The organism is Lutimonas halocynthiae, from assembly GCF_030409835.1.
GTDB lineage: Bacteria > Bacteroidota > Bacteroidia > Flavobacteriales > Flavobacteriaceae > Lutimonas > Lutimonas halocynthiae.
In genome coordinates this window covers 31,365-43,780 of sequence record NZ_JAUFQO010000005.1, presented here as the reverse complement: position 1 = coordinate 43,780, position 12,416 = coordinate 31,365, and the positions used below count along the sequence as shown (strand labels likewise).

Here is a 12,416-nt window from a genome sequence, read left to right as displayed (position 1 = left end):
TGTTTTGGCAATTTTTTATATACACTGTTATAGCCTTTACATTCTTTTTCTATTACTCATTATTCCAATATTCAGCACATTTTTCCTGTTCCGCAATTTTCAATATTGAAAATCCCAATTCAATGGCTTTACTAAAACTCTCACAAGCCTGTTCTTTCTCTCCCAGTTCATATAAAGCTAATCCGCGCATGAAATATGCATTCTTTTGATTTGAATCTAATTCGATAGCTTTATTGCAATCAAACACAACTCCTTTCATATCATTTGGAAATCTTGTCCCTGCTCTGTTTATATAAACTCGTGCATTAGTTGAATCACTCTTTATATAATTATCAAAATCTGGCCTTGCCTTTTTTGGCTCGCCAATTGCCATATATAATCTTGCTCGATTTAGGTGCAAATTTGCATTTGGATTATTAGATAATTTTTTATCAAGTTCACCCAGTAATTCCTTGAAATTTGGTTTTGTCCAAAATCCCAATGTTGTTTTAATTCTTCCGTTACAATTATCATCTATTAAATCAAAAGCTATATAATAATTATTTTCATAAATTTTATAAATTCCTTTTTCTGGACACATTTTACCTTCCTTATCTTGGAAAATGATCGTATCATTTCTTATTTCATATTCTGAAATGATATCAATTGTTCGGTCGTTTCCAAAATCGCCTTCAATTATTCCATTTTCTTTAAAATCAAAACTTATTGGTCCCGAGTGTCCAATCCTTACCCATTTACCAAGAATAGAATTTTCAGTCTTTGTGCTTTCTTGGTCATTTTGATTAATCTTCTTTGTACCTTGATTGCAACTGGTTAAAAGTCCAATTGTAATAATTGTTAGAAAAATGAATGCTTTCTGCATGTCAACCTTATTTATGTTAATTATTCGTTTCTTTGAATTGGCTACGGCGGTCTCGTATAACCGTCAGTTACGGGTTAATATGCGTTAGTTTACGGCTTGGCACAGACCTTAGCAAAAGTTTTTTATTCTTCATTTAAAAAGTCAGTCACAATAGTATTTTTATCAGATTCCATTTCACAAGTCCAACTGTCAATAAACCATCTTCCATTTTCATTATGTAGTTGGATACTATTCAGTCCTCTAATATTAGATTCCGTTTTTGGGTTAGTTCGGATTTCAAAAGCACTCCAAACTTGAGCTATATTTCCATATTTGCTGACTTTTCTTTTAAGTTCCTTTTCGTAAAAATCCTCTTTTGGTGATAATCCGATTGGTATATATTCTGCTTCAAGAGTATGTGATTCAGCTTTTCCATTTTCGTCCAGTCTTGTGATTACAGCATTTTCTGAATGAATATATTTATCTCTTTCAAATTCCCATGGTTCACTACTTGAGCCTGAAACAACATCGTAATATGCATTTATTATTGCATCTATTGATTTAACATCTTTCACGTATTTTTCATCGTTAGATTGTCCAAAAACTGAACTGCAGGCAAAAAATATGATAATTGATGTGAGTATTATTTTATTCATCTCGGTTGGTTTTTAAATTGTTGCTAACGTATTGGTTATGAGCTTAAATCTCCCTAAATGTTGATTTTATTTATTCAGTTTGATCCTTAGTTTGATTTTCGTTTCGGAGAATGAATAAGCTATTGGTTAAAACCGTTGTTGGGCAAAGCTACATAAATCTTCATTTTATAATAAAACCTTCAGTAGGTGTTTGATCTATTAATAAATCTAAATCATTAAAATGATATATTCCGTTATTATTACAGTGAAATGTACCCTTAACAATCGAGTTTTCTCCGTCGATAACAAAACCTGACGAAGCAATTATTTCAAACTCCCCCAATATCTTATCTGCTCTGCTATAATTGAATTTATTAAGTTTTAATACAAACTTATCTAGATCCACTTGTACTTTATTTTTTCCTTGGAATTGATACTCTGTTGACAACTTAAAAAGTTGAACATTTTGAATAATTGAATCTTGGACAGAAAAAGTAATTAATCTATACTGAATATCATATCCCTTTTCCGATATAAATGGAGGTGGATGACTATTTTTTAATCCTAACTCTTTCAGTTTAGTTTTTGGTGGGAATGAAGTTCTTATTTGAATTTTTAATGTATTGCTTATAATATTTTTCTCACAAGCACATAAACTCATTAATGAAACCGTTTTATCCGATTCATTAATTTGAATAAAATCTAGATTTCGTTTTGATAAAGCGCTATCCAAAACAACTCTGGACTTATAGCTAGATTTTATAAATGATTCTTTATCAATAGTGTCTTTATAACTAGTCACCTTTATTCTTTCATGATTAGATGTTTCTTTACACGACCAAAAAACTGAAAAAGTTAAAATTATAAATATGTTTATTAAGATTCTCATTTAATTTTGCCCAACGTTTTGTGCATGAGCAGTAGCTCTCCCCAAATGTTCATTTTATTTTATTTGTTTGTTCTTACTTTCTTTTTTTTTCGGAGAATGAATAAGCTATTGGTTAAAACCGTTGTTGGCAGTAGTTATTTCTCCATTGTTCATCATAAGATTTTGTATTTGACAACCATTTTTTCAATTTGAAGCCTGTGCCTCAAAATATGAACTATTCCGTGTTCAATAATCGCTTCTAGATCGTAGGTCGTCCAAGAAGTTTTGATGATAGTATTCATTAATTCGTCAAATGTCAAATGCCATTTGTCTTCAAAAGTTTCAACTGTATATTCAAACATTTTTTCAAGTTCAGCTATTCCTTGTTCAGTTTTATCAATTTCTATTTTCGGAACAACATAATTATTCCCAAACCTAATTCTAATATGATTCGCATAAACATATCCTGAATTAATCATATGCAAAACTATATTCCTTACTGACTGAAAGTCGGTATCAACTTCTTTATTATATGCTTTTTTGAATTCAGCATCAGGAATCTTGATGAGGAAAGTTTTTAATTCCTCAAGAGCTTTTTCATATTCGTCAGTTAAAGCTCCAATAGCACCTTTTCTGTATGTTTTATTCATTTTAGTTCTGGTTTTCTTAATTACTACCAACGGATTGGATATGAGCTTAACTCTCCCCAAATGTTCATTTTATTTTATTTGTTTGTTCTTACTTTGATTTTAGTTATGTGGAGAATTGAAGCTATTGGTCATACCCGTTGTTGGCTTTAGTTTTTTGCAAATTCAATTAATGGTTTAATAATTCCATTATCAGCTTCTTTTAAGGCTTCTATATACTGCTTTCTTGTTTGGTTAGCTTTGACCATATTTGATTGATGCCATGAAAATATTTCCCCTCCAAATATTGATTCCATAATAATATCTGCCATCATTCTTGAGTGCCTTCCGTTTCCATTGGGAAAACAATGAATTGATACTATTCGATGTTTAAATCTTATAGCAATTTCTTCATATGAATAAGTTTTGTTTTCAATCCAATACTTTGTGTCGTCCAGTAAATTCTTTAACTCAATTCCAATTTTTGTCCATAAAATTCCGATGTTTTTTTCAGTTCTTCTAAATTGACCTGCCCACTTCCATACATCACCATACATTTTTTTATGTAAGTTTTTAATAAATTTCTCTGTCAAAATATTTTCAGGTTTCAATTTTGTATGAATAGTCCATTCGACTGCCTTTTCAATGTTTAATTGCTCAAATTCATCCAGTTCTCCTTGAGTAGTAATTGACTTTATTTTAAGGCCTTCCTTTTCTTCCTCGTCTAATGGTGTTTGTCCATCTTTATAATCGAATTCTAATCCCATAATGACCTTCTCATTTCTCGCTTTATTTCAACTGCAAGTTCCTTTATGGTTTTGTTTATCTTTTCATCTCCAATTCCTTGGTCCTCTAATTTCATATTTTGATTGGTCCGCAACACTATTTTTTGGGCCAGCTTTTCTGCTTTTAATTGTATCAAATCGTTGATGGTCCCATTTTTTGGGACCAGTGCATATACCAATTTTAAATCCATTACCTTGGCTACATCTTGTAAGGAATTGAGTGTTATCGTACCATTAGCTTCACTTTCCTCAATTCTTTTTACACCTTGTCTTGTAATATTTAGTTTGGCGCCAAGTTGGGCCATTGTCATATTTAGTGTTGTTCGAATTGTGTTTATCCATCCGCGTTCTGGGACCAGGGCCTTTCTAGCTTCAGAGAATGGCTGTAGCTTTTGGTCCAGTTGTTCAATTAAAAGTTTTCGCTTGTTTCTCATTTTTTGTAAATCTTTAAGTTTATATAACATAAATAATGTAAACCCATATGCTTACAAATGTACATAAAAGTAAACATATGTGTTGACAAAAAATAATATAAGTAAACACAACTGTTTACTTTAAGATGATTTTTTTCAAATTAAGCCAACGGTTGGTATAAGAATAGTAGCGGGTTTTCAAACACGAAACATTCGGATTAAACACTGACGTTAAATATAAAAAAGCGATTTCGATTAAGCACCGAAACCGCTATTTTTTTTATATATTGTATACAGTTTTTATTCCGATTCTTTTAGTTTGTTTTGAGTAATGATAGGTTTTCCGTTTAATGCCTGAACTAATGTTGATGTTGCAAGAAGTCCATAAAAAATTGAAATAATTATAGTAATTTTTGTGTTTTTAAAAACATAGAATGATAGCAACGGTAAAAGTTGTAAAGCGTGCATTCCAATGAAGTGCGAGACTCTTAAATCACCTACAGTTTTGCTCCAACCTACAATCCACCAATTCGAATTATCATTGATAGCTCCAACACTATGATTCATCCGAGAACCCATTAAACCACCTTCAAATGAAAAAATAACAAAAATCAAGATTCCCAAACGAATTGACCAAACGTAATATCTAGGTAAATTTGGAAAAGACTGTGTGAAAAATAACAAGCCAATATAAGCAGTATATAGTGTAACTAGTGTTGCTACTAACCCCATTAACGAATATAGAAGTGAATATGTTGGTGTGCTAATATTGAAGTGAGACAATTGTCCTTTTGATGCTTGAAAAATAATATATATAAGTTCAAAACCGAACAATGTAATTACTGTCCAATTAAAAGGTGTTACATTAAAATCGGATAGATAATGGCAGTACCAAGCCATAGTCCAAGAAAATAAGCCTATTGATACTGCAAATTTGAAAGGCTTGAACCAAGCGTTTACTCCGTGAACCTGGGTAGTTGTAAGTTTGGTTAAAACGATAAATATTATTGAAAGAGATAAGCAGAACAAACCAAAATAAAATAAGTATTCATTCCGAATTTTTAATTCCTTAATAAAATTTAATACTCCTTCAATCATTACCTTATTGTTTTTGATCAAGCGTAAACTTCGGCACAAAATAATTCAAGCAATACAGCATTGCTCCGTATGTAAAAATGAGCGTAGGCATATTGGTATTAAATCCTACATCAAATTCTGGAATACCAAATAACTCTCTAAAAGATTTTGTGGCAATGAGTAGCATAAAAATAATGCCATAAGCAAATACAGACATAATGCTTATTTTATTCTTTTTGGTACGTTTAATTCCCTTTTTAGTTTCTTCTTTAAAGAAATACCAAAGTGCTACAATGCTGAATAAGGCTTCAATAACAATTGCTAAATAAGGATTAGAGGCATATAAACCAAAACCTAACTCCATGGTTTCTGCACCAAATACGTGATGCATATGTCCTGAAAAGAAATCCAAAACAAAGTGAATTGACACCAAAGCCACACTTACTAAGCCTATTTGTGTGCTTTTGAAAAATATTTTTCCTAGGGTAAAAGCTACGATAAGCCAAATTAAAAGTGGAAGTAGATCGTGACTATAAACCATATCAACTACCATATTGCTTAAAGTAGCATCAAAGGCATCACTCGGATTGGTTGGTTCAAGACCTAAATAGTGAAAGGTAAACCACAAAAAATCTTGCAATTGCGATATCATTAAAAAATACAAAAGAGTTCCTTTAGGGAATTTTTGTTTGGCAATTAATGCTGTAGTAAAGTGACCTGCTAACATAATTCTTGATTTATTTTTATATTTTTGCTATCGAAATGAAAGCAAAAATAATAATTACTATCGAATTAATAGTAATAATCGAATAAAAATGAAAAATAAATTTCGCTCTGGTTGTCCAATCGCTTCTACGTTAGATATTGTTGGCGATAAGTGGTCTTTGTTAATTATTAGAGATATGCTAATTAAGCATAAAAAGACTTTCAAGGAAATTTCAGATTCGGATGAAAAGATTGCACCAAGCATTTTATCTGCACGATTAAAATTGTTAGAATCGTATAAACTGATTTTCAAAACGAAAGTGCCAGATAACAAAAAAGAAAATATTTATTTGTTAACGGAAAAAGGGATTCGTTTAACTCCAATAATTATTGAATTCAGTTTATGGGGCGACTCTAATATGAGAGAATTTAATGAAATAGATATTATTGATGGTTTAAAGGCTGATAAATCAATGATTATTGGCACGGTTCAGAATAATTATAACTCAATGTTACTTCAATTCGCATAGCTGCTCTCAAATGGCATACAACGGTGTGGATATGAGCAGTAGCTCTCCCCCATTGTTGATTTATTTCTATTTGTTTGTTCTTATTTTGGTTTTCGTTTTGTTACGAATTAAAGCTATTGCTTATACCCTTTGTGGTGTGCAGATTTTTTTATTTCAGCCGTTTTTTAATATCCATTCTCTGGTGCAGAATTCTAACGACTTCAACAATTTCATTTTCGACTTTTCTGTAAAAAATCAGATCCGATTTGATTTTCGTTACTCGATAGTTTTTTCGAGTTTGTTCAGCGGACTTACCAATTAGATAATTGTCCGCAATAAATTCAATCTCTCCTATTATTAAGTCGTAATATCTATCCGCTTGCTCTTTAGACCATTTATTAAAAGTATAGGCCCAAATATCATTTAAATCGTTAATCGCTTGTTTACTTATTCCGTATTTGATTTTACTCATAAGTGTCTGCGATGTAATTCAGTCAGATTTTGTTTTGGGTCGAAATTCTCAACAAATCCGCTTTTCTCTCCAATATCAAGAGCTTTAATAAGCTCTCTTTCCTTTTTTTCTTCACGCTCTAAAAGTCTCAAAGCAGACCGAATAACTTCGCTAACTGAACCATATCTACCAGAATTAACCTCTTCTCTGATAAAATCTTCAAAATGATTTCCGAGTGATATTGATGTGTTTTTTCCCATTTTGACTAAAATTATACTCAAATGTACCAAATCTTGGTAACGTAGCCAATTTGTACACAACGTTCAGTGTAAGAAGCGATGCCATCCCGCAGTGTGGCAATCATTTTTACACATTGTTGTGCTTAGTATTTATTTGATTTTTTAGTATTCTTAAAGTACTTAATCATTTTCCCAAAATCTTTATCCTTTTTACGTCTTTCTGCAACTGACGATTCAAAATGTTCTTTTTCACGTTCAATCTTTAGATAGTTATCATAAAAACTTTTTTTAATTTCTCCCCTGTCAACTGCTGCTAAAACAGCACAGTCAATTTCTGAAGTATGTGTACAGTCCTTGAATTTACAGCCTCTGGATAGATCAGTTATTGCTTCAAATGTCGTCTCCAATCCTTCTGTTGAATCCGCAATTCCAACTTCTCTCATTCCTGGATTGTCAATTAGAATTCCGCCATTCTCAAGAACTAACAATTCCCTATGGCTTGTAATATGTCGCCCTTTGTTTGTACTTACACTAATTGTATTAGTTTTCATTAATTGTTTACCTGAAAGATTGTTCAAAAGAGTTGATTTTCCCACTCCCGATGAACCTAACAAGCAATAAGTTTTTCCTTTTTTGATATTCTCTTTGAGTTTTTCAATACCATTTAAGGTTTCATTACTTATTGTAATTACAGGTACTTGCTTTATTCGTTCTTGAACTTTAGAAACCAACTCTGTTAATTCTGTATCATCTATTAAGTCTATCTTATTGAGAATGATAATCGGTACTACATTTGATGTATAGCAAATTGTCAGGTATCTTTCTATTCGGTTAATGTTAAAATCCCGGTCAACCGCTTGCACAATAAAGGCATAATCAATATTTGTTGCTATAATTTGTTTCTCGCTCTGTTTCCCAACCGCTTGTCTTTCAATAATAGTTTCTCTTGGAAAGACAGAATGAATAAGTGCTTTATTGTCATCATATTCAGAAATCGAAACCCAGTCACCAACAGCAGGAAAATCAGACCTATTATGAGCCGAAAATCGTAAATTCCCGATTATCTCTGCCTCATATTCTTTTTCGGTAGTTTTTACAACATACCTTTCCTTGTGTTCGGAAATGACTCGTCCAACTCCAAATGAACTAAGATTCTGTTCTTTTCGGTAGTCTTCAAAACCTATGTTATACCCTAAATCTGCAAGCGTCATTTCTTTTGTCTTGTATTAAGAACAACGTATTGGGCATGAGCAGTAGCTCTTACACGAGCGTTGATTTACTTCTATTTGTTTATTCTTACTTTGATTTTCGTTGTGTTACGAATTGAAGCTATTGCTTATATACGTTGTTGTCAGTAGTTTTAATATAATATTCCATTCAAATCTTGTCTTCCAACAATTGCAATAATATCTATGCTTTTTCCATTGACTTTGAAGTAAATACTATCCACGCCGCAAGCGCATCGTCTATAATCCTTCCTTATATGATCTACTGTTTTAAACGAAAAGGGTTGTTGAGCTATTAATTCAAAATGTTCAAAAAAAGAATCAAAGTATTTGTCGGCTTGAATCATTCCAAACTTTTTAACTCCGTAATGATGAATTCGAATCAAGTCTTCTTTGGCCTGATTACTTAATCTGTATTTAGCCATTTAGTAGTGACTTTGATTGAGCTAATATTTCTTCTTTAGTATCCTTAGAAAACCCACTATTCTCTGCTTTTTCAAGCTTAGCTCGAATCCAGTCAATCTGAACCTGTTGTTTTCTAGCTTGCCTAATTAGGTCATTTACAAGCTCACTTTTACTTGAGTATTCATTGTTTTCAACTTGGTTCTTTAACCAATCATCGTTAGGTTTAGAGAATGATATACTTTGACGTGCCATAATTTTTAATTTAATGGTGTAAATATACACCAATTATGAATCAAACACAAATACTTGTTAATTGTTGCCAACGGATTGGTTATGATTAGTTGAGGATTGATTTAACTTTACTTTTTCTTTTTCGCTCTTACTTATTGACAACCTCAAACTCTGAGAAAGCCATTATAAAACAATTAACCTGCCTGCCGGCAGGCAGCTTATAACCGTTGTTGTAGTGCGTTCGGATATTAATTAGAATATTTACTTAATATTTCATCTAGCAGATCCTTTCTTTCACAAAATTTATAAAGTTGTTGGTGAGACAATATTGAATTTTCTACTATGCTTGAAATATCACCTTGCGGAATCAGATTTTTTTCTTTGCATTCAATATACATAAATAGGATTTTAAATGTTTCATCTATGTAGTAATGTTTGTAGCTACCATCTAAATTAGCCAATCTCGAGGGAAAATCTTTAAAATCAAAATCCGTATAGTAATAAAACTCTTTACCATTAATTGTAGGAAACTTTTTAAACTCAGAGCATGATGTGTTATTGACATCACCATTAGCTAAAATTGGGAATAGGGCATTTTTAGATATCATATTCATATACTTAAAATAGAATATTGACTTTTCAGTATCATTAGTCAGATTATAATCTTCCAAATCAAGGTCAGAGATAGAACGATGAGCTTCTCGATTCCTATTAATAAGAGCATTAAAAAGAGCGCTATAATAAGTGTCCACTAAATCATAATAAGATGGGTATAACTCAGAATTGAACTCAACATTTTTTTTTAGTTGTTCTCCAGAATAAATGAGAGAAAATCCCATTGTAATGCTGATAGTGAATATTTGTTTGAGATTTTCTTTTGACGGTTTTGTCAAATACTTTTTGTCTAATAAATCATTAGAGTCTTTTAAAGATTCAAGTGTAAAATCAATGGCAAATTGACAATCTTCGTTTTTAAGTTCAGACAATTCTTGTAATAAAGCATCAGGAGCATTTTTTTGGAGATAATTATTGTTATATTTTCCAGCTTCTGAACCCAAGTAAATCAATAAATCTAGATTATCAGTTTTTTGGCTATAACTAAGATTATAAAGCAGAAGGGCAGATAATAGATAAATTCGTATCATGTAAATATTAATTTAATATATTGATATAGGATGATCATATCAAGGCTTTTATTGATCTAATGTCATAAAATGCACTACAACGGTTTGTGTATGAAACGTAGCGTGTAAAAAAACGCTAACTTTTCGGATAAACACAGAGCCAATTTTTATATTTTGTTTTTAACTTATCATTCTTAAAAGCCCACCGAAGGACTACGACTACCAAAATATATAATAAAAACAAAGTCGTAAATTTAAAAATTTGGCGGTCTTTATAAACAAGCACAAACCTTTCGCTTTATCACTTATTAGCTATGTTTTATACATAGTGTTACGCTTAGTTTTCAAATAGTTATGTTAAAGATAAAATTTATTACTTTCTTCTAATTTAGGTTCTTAATTTTAGTGGTTTTTCATATAGTTATTAAGTGCCCGCATTGTTTTTAGTGACCAACCTTTTTGTATTATGTTTTTTATAAAACCGGGGATGCTTCCACCCGGATCAACTTGAACCATTACCTCTAGATGTGTTTCTTTTTCACTTACTTCATCAAGTGTAAAGACGCATGTCGGTAATTTACCCCTTACTCGATTCGTTTTTTCAGGGAAGTCAGGGTGTTCTATAGATGACACTTTAACTATTATTCTATTCTTTTCTTTATTTAAAGATTTTTCTAATGTCTGTTGAAATACATAGTCACGGTTGCTAACAGGCCATACCAAATCATAGGCTTCATAACTTAACCATTTTCCATCATCGGGATTTCCCTCGATGAGTATATTTTCAGTCATGCGCTCTACCCATTTTAATCGTGCTTTAGGTTCGCATACTGCTTTGGCAATTGGAACTATTCCATAGGCAATTGTTGTCGTGCCACGAAACATTCTTATTTCTCCAGGGATATCTTTACTTTCTGTAATAGCTTTTGGACTATTATGAACTCCAGGTTCTAAAGGATTCTCATCGATTTTTATCCAATTGGTTGTTTTCATATAAAAATAATTATTGTGTTTTATTAAGCATAACGTATTGGGTATGAGCAGCAGGTCTTGAACGACCGTTGATTTATAGGTTTGGTTTTCTTTCTTCTTTAATTTTCCTTGTGACGACAATCTGAGCCATTGCTTATACACTTTGTTGTGCCCAGTTATTTTAGGTGATAAATAGTTTTATTTTTTTCTCCTATTTTCTCAAACAAATTTAATTCCGCACCTTTTTTTAAATCTCTACTCGCTGTCGCTGAAGAAATATCTTTAAAAATATCCATATAATCTTTTCTAGTAAATTCAGATTTGTTTAATGAAACGAAATATTCTAATCTGTCTTTTTCATTTAAAGTTCTATTATTAAACTTCAATAGTTCGCTAATTGAAATATCAATAACGTTTAACATGTATTCAATGAACTTTGTTGATTGTCCGGATTTATCACTTTCTGCTAAAGCTTTATAGTATTTGTCTTGGTCGTTACTAATCAAAGTTTCAAAAGGTAGAAACTCAAAGACAGGATATTTTTCCATTAATATTAACGTTTGCCATAATCTTCCCATTCGGCCATTTCCATCCGAAAAGGGATGGATAAATTCCATCTCATAATGAAAAACACAACTTTTAATTAATTGAATTTCGTCTGATTTTTTTAAGTATTCAAAAAGATCTTTCATTAAGAACGGAACGTTCTCAAATGGAGGAGCGAGATGTTCAACTTTTGAGCCTTTTACAATACCAACACTTTGTCTTCTATATTTTCCAGCATCATTTATTAGGCCCTTCATTAAGCTTTGATGTGCTTTCCAAAATGACTTTTCGTTAGTTGGATTGTATTGCTCTAAATGTTCATAGATTTCGATTGCATTTAATACTTCAGCAACATCTTTTTTTGGACCAATAACTCTTTTGTTTTCGAGAAGAGCAGTTATTTGCTCTTCGGTAAGTATGTTCCCCTCTATTTTTAATGAAGAATGAATAGTTTTAATTCTATTCTGTTTTCTCAATTTAGGAGAAGGTCTGTTTAAAAAGTTAGCGTTTACTTCTCCAATTTTTTCTGATATTAAAGTTATTAACTTTAATATTTTAGGAGTTATTTCGTAAGGTGGCTTCATTCTTGATACTATCATTTGACACTATCAAAGATACGGTCATTTAATTCTAATATTGTCATGAATCGAAATTTTTTAATTGGGCACAACCTTTAATATAAGAATAGTAGCGGGTTTTCAAACACGAAACATTCGGATTAAACACTGACGTTAAATATAAAAAAAGCGATTTCGATTAAGCG

Annotated in this window: 17 protein-coding genes; 1 reads left to right on the top strand and 16 read right to left on the bottom strand. The window is 31.4% G+C overall.

From position 1 onward, the window contains the following. Window positions 1-52: 52 nt before the first annotated feature. From QWY87_RS10790 to QWY87_RS10755, 8 genes are all read right to left on the bottom strand, one after another. Window positions 53-862: a tetratricopeptide repeat protein gene (locus tag QWY87_RS10790; RefSeq protein WP_290291055.1), complete on the bottom strand. Its 810-nt coding sequence runs from the start codon at window positions 860-862 to the stop codon at window positions 53-55. Between the two features lie 122 nt (window positions 863-984). After that, window positions 985-1,497 (bottom strand): hypothetical protein, encoded by a 513-nt coding sequence (locus tag QWY87_RS10785; protein WP_290291054.1) that lies wholly within the window; start codon window positions 1,495-1,497, stop codon window positions 985-987. 160 nt (window positions 1,498-1,657) lie between these two features. Next, a complete protein-coding gene (locus tag QWY87_RS10780; protein WP_290291051.1) occupies window positions 1,658-2,365 on the bottom strand; it encodes a hypothetical protein in 708 nt (235 codons plus the stop codon). Between the two features lie 152 nt (window positions 2,366-2,517). Then, window positions 2,518-2,994, bottom strand: a complete 477-nt coding sequence (locus QWY87_RS10775) for a DinB family protein (protein ID WP_290291049.1) — start codon at window positions 2,992-2,994, stop codon at window positions 2,518-2,520. Window positions 2,995-3,140: 146 nt separating this feature from the next. After that, a complete protein-coding gene (locus tag QWY87_RS10770; RefSeq protein WP_290291048.1) occupies window positions 3,141-3,737 on the bottom strand; it encodes a mobile mystery protein B in 597 nt (198 codons plus the stop codon). Beyond that, window positions 3,728-4,189 (bottom strand): mobile mystery protein A, encoded by a 462-nt coding sequence (locus tag QWY87_RS10765; RefSeq protein WP_290291047.1) that lies wholly within the window; start codon window positions 4,187-4,189, stop codon window positions 3,728-3,730. The genes QWY87_RS10770 and QWY87_RS10765 overlap by 10 nt, the downstream gene beginning before the upstream one ends. A gap of 279 nt (window positions 4,190-4,468) precedes the next feature. Next, window positions 4,469-5,266, bottom strand: a complete 798-nt coding sequence (locus QWY87_RS10760; protein ID WP_290291045.1) for a hypothetical protein — start codon at window positions 5,264-5,266, stop codon at window positions 4,469-4,471. Window positions 5,267-5,270: 4 nt separating this feature from the next. Continuing rightward, entirely contained in the window at window positions 5,271-5,972 is a 702-nt protein-coding gene (locus QWY87_RS10755; RefSeq protein WP_290291043.1) for a hypothetical protein, read from the bottom strand. An 88-nt stretch (window positions 5,973-6,060) separates the two neighbouring features. Here QWY87_RS10755 and QWY87_RS10750 point away from each other — a divergent pair, with 88 nt between their 5' ends. Further along, window positions 6,061-6,480: a winged helix-turn-helix transcriptional regulator gene (locus QWY87_RS10750; protein ID WP_290291041.1), complete on the top strand. Its 420-nt coding sequence runs from the start codon at window positions 6,061-6,063 to the stop codon at window positions 6,478-6,480. A gap of 148 nt (window positions 6,481-6,628) precedes the next feature. Here QWY87_RS10750 and QWY87_RS10745 read toward each other — a convergent pair whose 3' ends face one another. The 8 genes from QWY87_RS10745 to QWY87_RS10710 all read right to left on the bottom strand — a co-directional run bounded on the left by QWY87_RS10745 (window position 6,629) and on the right by QWY87_RS10710 (window position 12,237). Next, window positions 6,629-6,931 carry a type II toxin-antitoxin system RelE/ParE family toxin gene (locus QWY87_RS10745; protein WP_290291039.1) on the bottom strand — a complete coding sequence of 101 codons (303 nt, stop codon included), beginning with the start codon at window positions 6,929-6,931 and terminating at the stop codon, window positions 6,629-6,631. After that, complete coding sequence (locus tag QWY87_RS10740; protein WP_290291037.1) at window positions 6,928-7,170, bottom strand: type II toxin-antitoxin system ParD family antitoxin; 243 nt, start codon at window positions 7,168-7,170, stop codon at window positions 6,928-6,930. The genes QWY87_RS10745 and QWY87_RS10740 overlap by 4 nt, the downstream gene beginning before the upstream one ends. A 122-nt stretch (window positions 7,171-7,292) precedes the next feature. Next, window positions 7,293-8,360 (bottom strand): ribosome small subunit-dependent GTPase A, encoded by a 1,068-nt coding sequence (rsgA, locus tag QWY87_RS10735; RefSeq protein WP_290291035.1) that lies wholly within the window; start codon window positions 8,358-8,360, stop codon window positions 7,293-7,295. Between the two features lie 149 nt (window positions 8,361-8,509). Then, window positions 8,510-8,800, bottom strand: coding sequence for a type II toxin-antitoxin system RelE/ParE family toxin (locus QWY87_RS10730; RefSeq protein WP_290291033.1), 291 nt, complete (start codon window positions 8,798-8,800; stop codon window positions 8,510-8,512). Next, window positions 8,793-9,032 (bottom strand): ribbon-helix-helix domain-containing protein, encoded by a 240-nt coding sequence (locus tag QWY87_RS10725; RefSeq protein ID WP_290291032.1) that lies wholly within the window; start codon window positions 9,030-9,032, stop codon window positions 8,793-8,795. The genes QWY87_RS10730 and QWY87_RS10725 overlap by 8 nt, the downstream gene beginning before the upstream one ends. Before the next feature lie 227 nt (window positions 9,033-9,259). Continuing rightward, window positions 9,260-10,156, bottom strand: coding sequence for a hypothetical protein (locus QWY87_RS10720; RefSeq protein ID WP_290291030.1), 897 nt, complete (start codon window positions 10,154-10,156; stop codon window positions 9,260-9,262). A gap of 381 nt (window positions 10,157-10,537) precedes the next feature. Further along, on the bottom strand, window positions 10,538-11,128 hold the full coding sequence (locus tag QWY87_RS10715) for an START domain-containing protein (protein ID WP_290291028.1): 591 nt from the start codon (window positions 11,126-11,128) through the stop codon (window positions 10,538-10,540). A 155-nt stretch (window positions 11,129-11,283) separates the two neighbouring features. Continuing rightward, a complete protein-coding gene (locus QWY87_RS10710; protein ID WP_290291026.1) occupies window positions 11,284-12,237 on the bottom strand; it encodes a Fic family protein in 954 nt (317 codons plus the stop codon). Window positions 12,238-12,416: the final 179 nt, after the last annotated feature.

What these genes read in the sequence shown, in the direction of transcription:
- QWY87_RS10725 (WP_290291032.1), bottom strand. Translation starts at nt 9,032, where the DNA reads ATGGCACGTCAAAGTATATCATTCTCTAAACCTAACGATGATTGGTTA.
- QWY87_RS10770 (WP_290291048.1), bottom strand. Translation starts at nt 3,737, where the DNA reads ATGGGATTAGAATTCGATTATAAAGATGGACAAACACCATTAGACGAG.
- QWY87_RS10775 (WP_290291049.1), bottom strand. Translation starts at nt 2,994, where the DNA reads ATGAATAAAACATACAGAAAAGGTGCTATTGGAGCTTTAACTGACGAA.
- QWY87_RS10740 (WP_290291037.1), bottom strand. Translation starts at nt 7,170, where the DNA reads ATGGGAAAAAACACATCAATATCACTCGGAAATCATTTTGAAGATTTT.
- QWY87_RS10760 (WP_290291045.1), bottom strand. Translation starts at nt 5,266, where the DNA reads ATGATTGAAGGAGTATTAAATTTTATTAAGGAATTAAAAATTCGGAAT.
- QWY87_RS10730 (WP_290291033.1), bottom strand. Translation starts at nt 8,800, where the DNA reads ATGGCTAAATACAGATTAAGTAATCAGGCCAAAGAAGACTTGATTCGA.
- QWY87_RS10780 (WP_290291051.1), bottom strand. Translation starts at nt 2,365, where the DNA reads ATGAGAATCTTAATAAACATATTTATAATTTTAACTTTTTCAGTTTTT.
- QWY87_RS10790 (WP_290291055.1), bottom strand. Translation starts at nt 862, where the DNA reads ATGCAGAAAGCATTCATTTTTCTAACAATTATTACAATTGGACTTTTA.
- QWY87_RS10745 (WP_290291039.1), bottom strand. Translation starts at nt 6,931, where the DNA reads ATGAGTAAAATCAAATACGGAATAAGTAAACAAGCGATTAACGATTTA.
- QWY87_RS10710 (WP_290291026.1), bottom strand. Translation starts at nt 12,237, where the DNA reads ATGAAGCCACCTTACGAAATAACTCCTAAAATATTAAAGTTAATAACT.
- QWY87_RS10750 (WP_290291041.1), top strand. Translation starts at nt 6,061, where the DNA reads ATGAAAAATAAATTTCGCTCTGGTTGTCCAATCGCTTCTACGTTAGAT.
- QWY87_RS10785 (WP_290291054.1), bottom strand. Translation starts at nt 1,497, where the DNA reads ATGAATAAAATAATACTCACATCAATTATCATATTTTTTGCCTGCAGT.
- QWY87_RS10755 (WP_290291043.1), bottom strand. Translation starts at nt 5,972, where the DNA reads ATGTTAGCAGGTCACTTTACTACAGCATTAATTGCCAAACAAAAATTC.
- QWY87_RS10720 (WP_290291030.1), bottom strand. Translation starts at nt 10,156, where the DNA reads ATGATACGAATTTATCTATTATCTGCCCTTCTGCTTTATAATCTTAGT.
- rsgA (WP_290291035.1), bottom strand. Translation starts at nt 8,360, where the DNA reads ATGACGCTTGCAGATTTAGGGTATAACATAGGTTTTGAAGACTACCGA.
- QWY87_RS10715 (WP_290291028.1), bottom strand. Translation starts at nt 11,128, where the DNA reads ATGAAAACAACCAATTGGATAAAAATCGATGAGAATCCTTTAGAACCT.
- QWY87_RS10765 (WP_290291047.1), bottom strand. Translation starts at nt 4,189, where the DNA reads ATGAGAAACAAGCGAAAACTTTTAATTGAACAACTGGACCAAAAGCTA.